Annotated in this window: 8 protein-coding genes; 2 read left to right on the forward strand and 6 right to left on the reverse strand. The window is 73.8% G+C overall.

Going from position 1 to position 12,213, the window contains the following annotated elements:
* Positions 1-32: 32 nt before the first annotated feature.
* Complete coding sequence (locus PV350_RS15235; RefSeq protein WP_500334293.1) at positions 33-1,811, reverse strand: ABC transporter ATP-binding protein; 1,779 nt, start codon at positions 1,809-1,811, stop codon at positions 33-35.
* The gene (locus tag PV350_RS15240; protein ID WP_499516164.1) at positions 1,808-3,490 is read right to left on the reverse strand and encodes an ABC transporter ATP-binding protein; all 1,683 of its coding nucleotides are present in this window, start codon (positions 3,488-3,490) and stop codon (positions 1,808-1,810) included. Before PV350_RS15240 ends, PV350_RS15235 begins: the two co-directional genes overlap by 4 nt.
* A 218-nt stretch (positions 3,491-3,708) precedes the next feature.
* On the opposite strand from PV350_RS15240, the gene PV350_RS15245 reads away from it, so the two are divergent.
* Together PV350_RS15245 and PV350_RS15250 are read left to right on the forward strand one after the other, a co-directional pair.
* Positions 3,709-4,152 (forward strand): MerR family transcriptional regulator, encoded by a 444-nt coding sequence (locus tag PV350_RS15245; protein WP_499517035.1) that lies wholly within the window; start codon positions 3,709-3,711, stop codon positions 4,150-4,152.
* Between the two features lie 13 nt (positions 4,153-4,165).
* The gene (locus PV350_RS15250; protein WP_500334295.1) at positions 4,166-5,206 is read left to right on the forward strand and encodes an SDR family oxidoreductase; all 1,041 of its coding nucleotides are present in this window, start codon (positions 4,166-4,168) and stop codon (positions 5,204-5,206) included.
* Between the two features lie 13 nt (positions 5,207-5,219).
* Here PV350_RS15250 and PV350_RS15255 read toward each other — a convergent pair whose 3' ends face one another.
* The 4 genes from PV350_RS15255 to PV350_RS15270 all read right to left on the reverse strand — a co-directional run bounded on the left by PV350_RS15255 (position 5,220) and on the right by PV350_RS15270 (position 12,116).
* A complete protein-coding gene (locus PV350_RS15255) occupies positions 5,220-5,804 on the reverse strand; it encodes a hypothetical protein (protein WP_499516166.1) in 585 nt (194 codons plus the stop codon).
* A gap of 100 nt (positions 5,805-5,904) precedes the next feature.
* A complete protein-coding gene (locus PV350_RS15260) occupies positions 5,905-6,270 on the reverse strand; it encodes a YciI family protein (RefSeq protein WP_499516167.1) in 366 nt (121 codons plus the stop codon).
* A gap of 51 nt (positions 6,271-6,321) precedes the next feature.
* Positions 6,322-9,324, reverse strand: coding sequence for a glycoside hydrolase family 2 TIM barrel-domain containing protein (locus PV350_RS15265; protein ID WP_500334297.1), 3,003 nt, complete (start codon positions 9,322-9,324; stop codon positions 6,322-6,324).
* Between the two features lie 83 nt (positions 9,325-9,407).
* Positions 9,408-12,116, reverse strand: a complete 2,709-nt coding sequence (locus PV350_RS15270; protein ID WP_500334299.1) for a glycoside hydrolase family 38 N-terminal domain-containing protein — start codon at positions 12,114-12,116, stop codon at positions 9,408-9,410.
* Between the last annotated feature and the right edge of the window lie 97 nt (positions 12,117-12,213).

Raw genomic sequence — 12,213 nt, forward strand, 5'->3', positions numbered from 1 at the left:
TTCTGGACGGGTTGGTTCAGAGGCGGCGGCCGCTACGGCCGGGGGGTGCTGCGGTGCTCCGCCCAGGCCTGCCACAGGGCGGCGTACGGCCCCCCGGCGGCGCGCAGTTCGTCATGGGTACCGCTCTCGGCGATGCGGCCCTCCTCCATCACCACCACCCGGTCGGCGGCGGCGGCCTGGCTGAGCCGGTGCGCGACGACCAGGGCCGTACGGCCCTCCAGCGCGCGCTCGGCGGCCTCCTCCAGCCGCCCGGCGCCGGCGCTGCCGGCCTCCGCGGTGGCCTCGTCGAGGACGGCGACCGGTGGGTCGGCCAGCACCAGCCGGGCGAGGGCGAGTTGCTGCGAGCGGTCGGCGGTCAGCCGGTGGCCGCCCTCGCCGACGACGGTGTCGAGGCCCTCGGGCAGCGCCTGAGCCCAGCCGAGCGCGCCGACCCGCTCCAGGGCTTCGCGCAGTTCCTCGTCGGTGGCGTCCGGTCGGGCCAGGCGCAGGTCGTCGGCGAGCGGGCCGGAGAAGACGTGCACCTCCTGCGTGACCAGCGCGACCGTGCGCCCGGTCTCCGCGGGTTCGCCGCCGCCGACGTCGACCCGGCCGGACGACGGCCGGTGGATGCCGACGACGATCTTGGCGAGCGTGGTCTTGCCGGCGCCGCTGGCACCGACGAGGGCGACCCTCTCCTTGGGCCGCAGCACCAGGTCCACGTCGGTGAGCACCGGCCGTCCTGGCACGTAGGCGTGGCCGACGCCCTCCACGGTCACGGCGGGAACACCGGGGACGTTCTGCCGCTGGGCGTCATCCGCGACGAGGGGCGCCGGCTCGTCGACGACGCCGACCAGCCGGGCCAGGGCGGCGGTCGCGGACTGGGCGTCGTCCAGCAGCACCAGCGCGGTGTTCACCGGGCCGAACAGGCTGTGGAAGTACAGGGCCGCCGCCGTCGCCGTGCCGATCGACGCGGAGCCGCCGCGCACCAGCAGGAAACCGGTGACCAGCACGGCGGCCAGCCCGGTGTACTCGGCCACGTGCAGCCGGCTGTAGAAGCGCAGCACCAGCTGCACCCCGCGCAGCGTCAGGTCGACCGCCGCGCGGGAGCGTTCGGTGACCCGCTCGGTGTGCCCGGCCTCGGCCCGGTAGGCCCGTACGGTCGCCGCGCCGCCGATGGTGTCGAGCAACTGCTGCTGCTGGGCGCCGGTGGCGATGCGCTCCTTGGCGTACAGCGGTGTGGCGTTGCGGACGTACCAGCGCGCGGTGTGCGCCTGCACGGGCACCGCGAGCAGCGCCGCCAGCAGGAACCGCCAGTCCAGGACCGCGAGGGCGGCCAGCGTCAGCACGATCGACAGCCCCGAGTGCACCAGTTCCGGCAGCGCGGTGCGCACCGCGTCCGCCACCCGTGACACGTCCCGCGTCACCCGGGAGTTAAGGTCGCCGGAACCGGCCCGCTCCAGGCGCTCCAGCGGCAAAGACAGTGCCCGCTCGACGAAGCGCTCGCGCAGCTCGGCCAGCACGGTCTCGCCGAGCCGTGACACCAGCGACATGCCGAAGGCGGTGGCCACGCCCTGCGCCACGGCGACCAGCACCAGCAGCACCACGGGCAGCGTCAGCGCCCCCGCCGGGTGCCGGTCGGTCACCAGGTCGACGATGTGCCCCAGCAGCGGCTGGGTCAGCAGCCCCACCGTCGTGGCCGCCACCATCACCACGGCCCCGCCCACCGCCAGCGCCCGGTGCGGACGCAGCAGTTCCCGTACCGCGGCACGCGTCCGCGCGGGCGTCGCCGTGGGCAGCAGCTCCCGCGCCGCGGATCCCGATGCCGTCGTCATGCCAGTACCGCCGTCCGGTAGGTCGCGTCGCCGTGCACGAGGTCGCCGTGCGCGCCGTCGGCCGCCACCCGGCCGCCGTCGAGGAGGACGACGCGGTCGGCGACGGACAGCAGGGCCGGGCTGTTGGTCACCAGCAGCGTGGTGCGGCCGCGGCGGTGCTCGCGCAGGCCGCCGGCGATGCGGGCCTCGGTGACCGCGTCGACCGCCGTGGTGGGGTCGTGCACGACGAGCACCGGGCGGTCGGCGACGAGGGCGCGGGCGAGCGCGACGCGCTGGCGCTGGCCGCCGGAGAGCGAGCGGCCGCCCTCGGTGACCTCGGTGGCGGTGCCCCGCGGCAGGGCCCGGGCCACCTCGTCCGCGCAGGCGGCGGCCAGCGCGAGGTCGTCGTCCCCGGTGCCGCCCAGGTTGTCGGCGAGGGTGCCCTCGAACAGGTCGGCGTCGTGCGCCGCGACGAGGACCACGGTGCGCAGCCGCGCGGGGTCGAGCTCCGGCAGGGGTACGTCGTCCAGTTCGACGACGCCGGCCTCCGGGTCCGTGGTGCGGCCGAGGCAGGCGAGCAGTGCCTGCGCGGCGGCCGGGTCGGTGCTGGCGACGCCGAGCAGTTCTCCGGGCCGGACGTCGAGGTCGGCCTCGCGCAGGGCGCCGAGGGTGACGCCGCGCAGCCGCAGCCCGCCGCGTACCGGTTCCGGCAGGGCGCGGTCGCCCGGCTGCACGTCGGGCTCCGCGGCGAGCACGGCCGCGATGCGTCCCGCGGAGGCCCGCCCCTGGGCGAACTCGGTGTTGACCCAGGCGAAGACCTCCAGCGGCCCCAGGAGGAACAGCGCCAGGCCGACCGCCGAGACGAGCTGACCCAGCGTGATGTCGCCCGCCGTGGCGAGCCGTCCGCCGATCAGCGCGACCACCGCGATGAAGACCCCGGTCAGGGTGAGCACCACCCCGCTCTGCCAGGCCTCCGCGCGCGCCGCCCGCACCGTGGCGCCCAGCGAGGCGCGGCTGGTGCGCCGGTACCGTTCGACGGCGGCGCTCTGCGCCCCGATCCCCTTGAGCACCCGCAGTCCCGCCACCAGGTCGGCGGCGATCCCGGAGGCGTACGCGGCGCGCTCCTGCTCGGCCTCGCTGCGCCGCTCCAGGGGCTTGCTGAGCAGGTGCCCGAGCCAGAGCAGCACCGGTGTGCCGAGGAGGACGACCAGGCCCAGCAGGACGGAGATCCGCAGCAGCGCCACGGCGCTGACCAGGAGTCCGGTGAGGGCCGAGATCCCGGTCATGACCGCCATGTTGACGGCGCCGACCCGCTTGGCGTCCTCGGTGGCGATATTGGCCAGCTCACCGGGCAGATGGCCGCGTTCGGCGCCGCCGCGGGGGTCGAGGACCCGGCGTACGAGGGCGATCCGCAGTTCGTGCGCGGCCTGTTCGGCGGCGCGTTCGCCGGCGCGGGCGCCGAAGCGGAAGCTGAAGGAGAGCCCGACGTACACGACGGCCAGCACCGCGAGCCAGCCGGAGAGTGCACGTCCGTCGCCGTCGGACACGGCCTGGTCGATGACGATGCCGATGAGGACGGGGACGAGCGCCTCCCCGAACTGATGGCCGGCGCCGAGCACGGCGCCCACGGCGACGTCCTTCCGCCGGTCCTTGACCGTCCGCAACAGGACATCCCGCCCCGACGGCACCTTCGTTCCCACCCCGCGACCCCTCCGGAACCCAGCCGACGGCGACCAGCACGCCCTGCCTGAAGCTTAGGTAAGGCTACACTAAGTCCCCCTCGGGGGTGAGGTCCCCCGGAGACGTCCCGGACCCCGCGGCAGGCGACGCGCCGGGGCCCGGCGAAGTGACCTCGGCCACGTGCGCACCCCACGCTTGACCTCAAGCGCTTGAGGTTCCGAAGACTGAGGACGTGGCAATGACAGACGCCCCGCCGGTGTCGATCCAGGAGGTGTCGCGACGCAGCGGCCTCTCCGAGCCGACACTGCGCTACTACGAGAAGATCGGCCTGATCGGCCCGGTCCCCCGTGACGAGAGCAGCGGCCACCGCCGCTACGGCGCTTCCACGGTGGAGAGGATCGAGGCCCTGAGCTGCCTCAAGGCGACCGGGATGAGCGTGCGCGACATGCACGCCTACCTCCGTCACCTCGACGGGGAGGCGGACCCCGACCGGGCCGTGCAACTGCGCGAGCTGTTCCGGCGCAACGCCGACCGGGTGGCCGAGGAGCTCGAGCGGATGCGGGTCCGCCTGCGGTACCTGCAGCTCAAGACAGACCTGTGGGACGCGCGGGAGCGGGGCGACGACGACGCGGAGCAGCGTGCCGTGGACGAACTCACGCGCACGGTGCCCGATCTGAGATAGGGAAGAGAACACCATGTACGACCTGAACCCCGGCTCCGGACCCGTCCTCGTGACGGGCGGCAGCGGCTACCTCGGCTCGCACGTCCTCGACGCGCTGCTGCGCGCCGGCCACCGGGTACGCACCACCGTCCGGTCGCCGGACCGCGCGGAAGGCGTCCGCGCGACGGCGGCCCGGGTGGGCGCCGACCCCGGACGGCTGGAGATCGTCGTTGCCGACCTGGGCGCGGACGTGGGCTGGGCGGAGGCGGTGAAGGGCTGCGAGCACGTCCTGCACGTGGCGTCGCCCTTCCCGGCCCGGCAGCCCCGCCACGAGGACGAGGTCATCGTCCCGGCCCGGGACGGAGCACTGCGCGTGCTGCGGGCGGCGCGTGACCACGGCGTCCGGCGCGTGGTGATGACCTCGTCCTTCGCCGCCGTCGGCTACAGCCGTACGGGTGGCGGCGCCTACGACGAGAGCGACTGGACCGACCCAGGGGACGACCTGACCCCCTACGTCAAGTCCAAGGCGGTCGCCGAGCGCGCCGCATGGGACTTCACGGCCGCCGAGGGAGGCGGGCTCGAACTGGCCGTGATCAATCCGCCCGGGATCTTCGGCCCCGTGCTGGACCGGCACCTGTCCGCCTCGGTGGGGCTCGTCAAGGCGATGCTGGAGGGGGCCCTGCCGGTGGTCCCGCCGCAGTACTTCGACGTGGCCGACGTGCGTGACGTGGCCGAGGCCCACCTGCGGGCGATGACGGAACCGGCCGCCGCGGGCGAGCGCTTCCTCATCGGCACCGGAACGGCGACGAGCCTCTTCGCGATGGCCCGCATCCTGGCGGAGGGGCTGGGCGAGCGCGCCGCGAAGGTGCCGTCCCGGGAACTCACCCCCGAGGAGGTGCGGGAGGGCGCGCGCACCGACCCGGCGCTGCGGGAGGCGGCGGGTCGGCTGGGCAAGGTGCCGGTGCTCCGCACCGACAAGGCGCGCGCGGTGCTGGGCTGGGAGCCCCGCTCCGTGGGGACGACCGTCCTCGACACCGCCGAGAGCCTGTTGCGGCTGGGGCTGGTCGACGTCTGACGCCCCGTGCGGGTCACGTCGGCCAGTGGTACCCGAGGGTGAAGTCGACCACCACGGCGAAGGTCAGGTACAGCAGCCAGGCGGCGGTCAGCAGGCGGAACAGCCCCATCACGCGCTCCGCGACGGGCACGCCGACCGACATGACGAACTTGCTGAGGTAGACGGCGAAGAGCCCGACGAAGACCAGCCCGACGGGCCAGTCGTGGACCGCGAAGAACACCGTCGCGCCGAGGGCCGAAAGGACCATGTAGGCCACGCCGACCCCGGCGTTGACGCGTGCGTCGTTGCCGCGGTAGCGGTCCCAGCCGAGCGCGAACCAGTGGATGCCGTACGCGGTGAAGGCCAGCGCGGCCATGTAGAGCGGCGGCTCCTTGAACACCTCGAACCAGGTGAGGCCCACGAAGAGGATGACGCCGGCCAGGAGCTGGCAGAAGCCCGGCAGCCAGATGCCCCAGACGCCCATCGCCCGGTCGACCCGCTCGTCCCTCTTGGGCCAGCCGAACAGCTCCTGGGAGCCCCAGATCAGATAGCCGGTCGCCAGGCCGAAGAAGCCGAGGGCGAGCGGTGGGTACACCGACGGTTCAAAAATGACATCCATTAGTCCATTATTCACCCAAATGGGTCATAATGCCCATTCGGCCCACGGGGCGCGGTCCCCGCACTTCGGCGCACGGTGATGACGGAGGGTGTCGAAATCGTCACCTTCCGTCCATGCCGAACGAGTCGTGGACGGGGCGGACCTCGACCGCCACGACGTGGAAGTCGACGACGCGTCCGGCGATCTCCCGCGCACGTTCCGGGCTCGCGCAGTCGACCACGTAGTAGGCAGTCACCTGCTCCCTCGCCTCCGTGAGCGGTCCGTCCGCCGTCGTCGCGCCGTCCGCGCGCAGCCGGATCGTCGTGGTGTCCCTGGGGTAGGCGAGTCCGGCCCCGTTCAGCAGCTCGCCGGTGCCCGCGAGATCCTTGTGCAGCTCGTCGTGCCGGCGGAACACCTCGGCGCGTTCCTCGGCGGTCATCGCCTCGGTCGCCGCGGGGTCGGCGTACATCAGCACCAGGTACTTCATGCCACCACCCTGGCAGAAGGCCGCTCGTCGCGGCCTTCTGCCGGCGGAACTTCAGCCCGCCGCGATGCGGAGCCTGATCGTCCGTGACTGCGGGCGCAGCGCGAACTCGGGCCACACGTCCGGCCCGCACGCCCGGGAGCCGAGGCCGTGCTGGGCCGCGTCGACGAACAGGTGGCTGGTCGCCGACTCAGGGAGCTCGAACGGGTGCGCCGCCCGGGCGATCTGCTGCGGGGTGTGGCGGCTGAGCGTGAAGCCCGGGAGGCGCCCCTGTCCGTCCGGGACGGTCACGAAGCGCAGCACTCCGGCGCCGCCACTGGTCAGTTCCAGCCGTCGCAGGCGGGAGCGGTGCCCGGTCTCCTGGGGGCGCGCGTAGGCGACGGAGAGCTCGTCGACGCCGGCGGAGAAGCGGCCGGTGCGCGCCGCGCGGAGGCTGTCGGGATAGGACTCGCGCGGGCCCGTGCCGAACCACTCGGCGCCGTCGACGGGGGCGCCGCCGTCGGGCAGGTCGAAACGGACGCCGATGCGCGGCCACACCGTCGCCCAGCCGCCCGACGGCTCGATCTCCACCCGCAGTTCGAGCTCGTCCCCCTGGAGGGACCAGACGGTCTCCACCGTCACCGACGACGCGGTGTTCGCCGCGGACACCTTGGCGACGGTCCGCAGCGCGTCCGTGGCGGTCTCCACCGACAGCACCCGCGTGGTCAGCCGGTCCAGGCCGTCGCCACGCCAGAGTTCGGCGTTGGAGACCCCGGGGACGTGGGCGTCGCTCTCCTCGGCCACCCCCGAGGTGCCCTCGTCGTTGTCGGTCGGGGCGCGGAACAGCTCCAGCCGCGGGCCCGCCACGGCGCGGCCGGCGAGCCGTACCAGGTCCCCGCCGGCGAACTCGGCGATGCCGAGCGTCAGCGTCCCCTCGCTCCGCCGCCAGTCGGCCGGAAGCCGGACGGCGGGCACGGCACGTCGCGCCGAACGGTCCAGCTGGGCGGTCGCGACCACATGGCCCTCGCTCGCCCACGCGGTGCCGGCCGCCAGGACCGCGTCCAGGGTGAGCCAGGTCTCCGCGTCCCGCGACACCGCGATCCGCGGCAGCGGCACGCGCGCCGACCCGCCCGCCACGACGACGGGCACGTCCAGGTCCCCGGCGTCCACGGGCGTCCCGTCGTGCTCGACGCGCCAGCGGAAGCGCAGGTCGGCGGTGTCGGCCGAGTGCCGCAGATTGGTGATCGTCACCACGCCGTCGTCGCCGCCGTCGCCGTCGGCGCCCGCGTCGAAGGTGAAGCGGACCGGCTGCACGACCGCCTTGAACTCGTGGAGGCCTGGGGTCGGGACGTCGTCGCTGAGCACCATCCCGTCCATCACGAAGTTGCCGTCGTGCACGACCTCCCCGAAGTCGCCGCCGTAGGCGTAGTAGGGCGTGCCGTCCGGGGCCGTCGTCAGGATGCCGTGGTCGCGCCATTCCCACACGAAGCCGCCGTGCAGGCGCGGATGCCGGTGCACCAGCGCCTCGTACTGGTCGAGGGCGCCCGGCCCGTTGCCCATCGCGTGGGCGTACTCGCACAGCAGGAACGGCTTGGTGCGCTGCCGTGCGCCCTGCGAGGGGGTGCAGTCCTGCAGCGGGGTGCGCGAGCCGTCGGTCCCGATCTGCTCGGTCTCCGGCACCGAGGCGTACATGCGCGAGTAGACGTCCGTGTACGCGCCGGTGTGGTCGCCCTCGTAGTGCACGGGGCGCCCCGCGTCGCGGGCGTGCACCCAGGCCGACATCGCGGCGAGGTTGGCGCCGGTGCCCGCCTCGTTGCCGAGCGACCAGAGCACGATGCTGGGGTGGTTCTTGTCCCGTTCGACGGTGCGCCGGATCCGGTCCAGGTACGCCTCCCGCCACGCCGGGTCGTCGCTGGGGTTGCCGGCCCAGCCGACCTTGTCGAAGCCGTGCGTCTCCAGGTCGCACTCGAGGACGACCCAGAACCCGAGTTCGTCGGCGAGGTCGAGCAGCCGCGGATGCGGCGGGTAGTGGCTGGTGCGGATCGCGTTGACGTTGAACCGCTTCATCAGGGCCAGGTCCTCGCGCGCGTGCTCCTCGTCGAAGACACGGCCGCGCTCGGGGTGGGTCTCGTGGCGGTTCATCCCGTGGAAGACGACGCGGCGGCCGTTGACCAGGAACCGGTCGCCGCGGATCTCGACCGTGCGGAAGCCCGTCCGCACCGTGACGGTCTCCGCCGCCGAGGCCACCGTGACCTCGTACCGCCGCGGCACCTCGGCCGACCAGGGTTCCACGCCGTCGACCTCGAACGCGGTCACCTCGGCCGCGGAGCCCCAGACCCGCTCGACGCCGAGCTCGGGGATGCGGAGGGTGACCGGGAACGCCGCCGCCTCCGCGGTGACCTCCGGGTCGATCCGGCCGCGCCCCCGCTCGAACCCGGTGCGCAGCCAGACGTCTTCGATGCCCCCGACGGGCCGCGCGATCAGGGTGACGTCGCGGAAGATGCCCGGCAGCCACCACTGGTCCTGGTCCTCGAGGTAGCTCGCCGCCGACCACTGGTGCACGCGCACGGCGACGACGTTGTCGCCCGGGCGCACGGACGCGGTCACGTCGAACTCGTGGGCCAGCCGGCTGCCCGAGGCACTGCCGACCTCGTCGCCGTTCACCCACACCTTGAAGAGCGACTCCACGCCGTCGAAGCGCAGCACGACCCGCTCGGCCCGCGACCAGTCGGCGGGCAGGTCGAAGTGGCGGCGGTAGTCGCCGGTCGGGTTCTCGTCCGGCACGTGGGGCGGGTCGATGGGGAAGGGGAACTGGATGTTGGTGTAGATGGGCCGGCCGTAGGCCCCGTCCCCCTGGAGCACCCAGTGGGAGGGCACCGGGATGTCGTCCCAGCCGCCGTCGTCGAAGCCTTCGGCCGCGAAGTCGTCCGCCGCCGTCGCCGTGGGCGACAGACGGAACCGCCAGTGCCCGTTGAGCGAGCGGGAGGGGGCGTCGGAGTGCAGCCACGAGCGCGCCGGACGCAGCGCGCCACGCCCTGGTGTGGTGTCCGAAACATACGCGGAGAGCTCGGAGGGCAAGAGGTCACAACTCTTTCTTGGTAGCGAGAGGGGGATCCGGTGTGCGGTCACCGCCGCGGTCGGGGTCACGGCCGCGACCGCGGCTACCTGAGCACGATCGTCCGGATCTCCCACGGGCCGAGGGCGAGTTCGAGCGCGCCTTCCGCGGGTGCGGTGGCCAGCGGCCGGCCGAGCAGGTCGACCGTGGTCACCCGGCCGAACGCACCGGTGACACGGGCGGTGGAGCCCGTGTCGCTCATCGCCACCAGCCGCACCTCGGTGCCGGCACCGAGCTCGTCGCCGGTGACGCGGCGGACGCTGGAGACGAAGACGTCCGTGCCGTCGACCCGCACGCCGGCCGTGTCGGGGGGCAACTGCCCACCGGCGGGCGCCGTACCGCGGGTGACCAGTACGTCGTTGCGGAACTCCTCGGCCAGGGCGACCGCGTCCGCGGCCTGCCAGCCGGTCGCCGACGGCAGGACGGCGAAACGGTTCTCGATGCGCACCCCGAGGTCCTGCGCCCCCGGCGCGGGGATCTCGCTCGCCGCCGGCTCGTCGCGGAGCGGATGGATGTTGACGCTGATCGAGCCGATCGCGCGCAGGAGGGTCACGGCGAGTTCGGCACCCCCGGCGGTCAGTTCGTACTCGGTGGCGTGGTCGAGCAGCACGGTGGCCGCGCCGGCCGACACGAAGGTGCTCGCGGGGAAGGTCGGGATCGGGTACTCGCCCCAGCCGCCCTCGGCGGTCAGCCCGCGCTCGGTGACGGCGAACTGCCCGGCCGACGCCGAGCCGGCCGCCGGCCGGGGGAGCGGGACGTGGAAGCGCAGCCGGTGGTCGGCGGCCTGGTTCAGGAACGACGTGGTGACGCGCACGAAGGGCTCACCCGCGCGCAGCTCCACCACGGTCTCCACCGGCGTCGGCACGGTCCGGTCGCCGCGTACGTCGCGGTCGGGGGAGAGCGCGGCGGGCCACGGGTACACGCGGGTGATGCGCACCCGCGAACGCAGCGGGCCGTTCTCCAGGAGTTCGACGGAGACCTCCGTCGGCTCCGAGACGAGCAGGTCGTGCGCCGGGGGGCCGTAGTTGTAGCTGTCGCCGCGGTCACCGCCGTCGACGAGACGGCCGACCCCGCGCAGCACGGTGCCGTCCGCCCCGGTCACCTCCAGGGTGCCGTCGGCGGCGATCACGACCTCGGCCAGCCCGTTCGACAGCGACCCGGCCGTCGCCGTCGCCGGCGCGAAGGCGGTCCCCGGTGCGGGCGCCTGCCCGGCGGGCGCGACCGTGAAGCTCGCGAGCCCGGAGGCGGGGACGGCGACCGGCACCAGCGCGGTCGCGCGTGCCTCCTCCAGCGTCAGCACCCGCCACTCGCCCGGGTGCGCGGCGGCAGCGGCGGCGACCTCGCGGCGCAGGATCAGCAGGTCGAACGGACCGCTGGAGGGCACCTCGGCGAGGTGGAAGACGAGCGAGCCCGCGGTGAGTTCGTAGTGGTCGATCTGACGGCCGAACAGCTCGCGGCGGTGGATGCGGCGCAGCACCCGTTCGAGCTGCGAGGCGTCCATGCGCTCGTCGCTGAGCACGGTCGGCGCCTGCGCGACCAGCTGTACGGGGTGCTCCGAGCCGTCGGCCGCGGTCGCGACGAGGACGGTCCCCTCGGGCGGGGCCACGACGCCGACCTCGACCAGCGTCGTGCGCGGGACCGCCAGCGGGTTGGCGACCAGGTGGCCGTCGCTCGGCACGCGGGCGGCGGGTCCGGCCAGCGCCGCGTCCCGTACGGCGCGCGCGGCGTGCGCGGCCTCGGCGAGCCGCGCCTCGACCTGGTCGGCGGTCTCGTCCGTGCCGGAGCCGACGACCGAGTCGTGGGCGCTCGACTCGATGATCTTGTGCCACGCGAGCGAGAGGAACGGCGTGTCGTCACGTCCGGACCACAGCGCGTTCAGTCGCTCGGCGTGGTCGACGGTGCGCTCGGCGACGGCCATCCGGCGCTTGAGCCCGCGCCGCACCGAGAGCACGCCCGGGAGGATGTTGCCGCGTACGTGGCTGCGCAGTTCACCGGTGACGACGGCCGGTACCTCGTCGCGCACGTGCTTGCGTATGTACTCGTCGAGCGTGGCGATGGTGATGGTGCGCCCCTCGCCCGAGGCCTGCCGCAGCCACTCCGCGAGGCGCGGGTCCGGTGCGTTGTGGTCGGTGCCGGCCATCGCGAGCACCGGGTCGTCGCCCCACCGTCCGGCCGTCATCTCCGCGTACTCGCCGAGTGCGCGCCCGATCTGATCGGGCACCAGCAGGACGTCGAGGCCGTTGTCGTAACCGTCGAAGAGGAACTCGGTGCGCACCTCGGAACCGTCGGGGGCGCGCCAGCGGAAGGCGTGGCCGTCGACGGAGCCGGGCACCCCGCGCCACAGCGCCGCGTGCTCGATCCCGGCGCGCGCCAGGATCTGCGGCATCTGGGCGACGTGGCCGAACATGTCCGGGAGGTAGCCGATGGGCATGGAGCCGCCCAGCTCCGCCGCGGCCGCCCACCCCATCTGCAGGTTGCGGACGATGGTCTCGCCCGAGCAGAGGAACTCGTCGAGCAGGATCAGCCACGGCCCGATGGCGAGCCGGCCCTCGGCGACCAGGGCCGTGACGCGCTCGCGGTTCTCCGGCCGCATCTCCAGGTAGTCCTCGACCGCGGCCATCTGCCCGTCGACGGTGAAGCGGAAGTCCGGGTTCGTCTCGGCCGTCTCCAGCACGGTGTCCAGGGCGGTGACGAGCCGGTGCCGGAACACCTGGAAGGGCTCGTACCATTCCCGGTCCCAGTGGAAGTGGGGCACGAAGACGGCGGATCGGGGCTGGCACAGGGGCCCTTCCTTTCTTTATACCAACTTCCGACCCCCCGAAACCCCTCCAAAACAAGTATGGCGCTTTCTG

The organism is Streptomyces sp. PA03-6a, assembly GCF_033792765.1.
Lineage (GTDB): Bacteria > Actinomycetota > Actinomycetes > Streptomycetales > Streptomycetaceae > Actinacidiphila.

Coding starts and splice junctions, on each gene's coding strand:
- PV350_RS15235 (WP_500334293.1), bottom strand. CDS start 1,811: ATGACGACGGCATCGGGATCCGCGGCGCGGGAGCTGCTGCCCACGGCG.
- PV350_RS15245 (WP_499517035.1), top strand. CDS start 3,709: ATGACAGACGCCCCGCCGGTGTCGATCCAGGAGGTGTCGCGACGCAGC.
- PV350_RS15250 (WP_500334295.1), top strand. CDS start 4,166: ATGTACGACCTGAACCCCGGCTCCGGACCCGTCCTCGTGACGGGCGGC.
- PV350_RS15255 (WP_499516166.1), bottom strand. CDS start 5,804: ATGGATGTCATTTTTGAACCGTCGGTGTACCCACCGCTCGCCCTCGGC.
- PV350_RS15260 (WP_499516167.1), bottom strand. CDS start 6,270: ATGAAGTACCTGGTGCTGATGTACGCCGACCCCGCGGCGACCGAGGCG.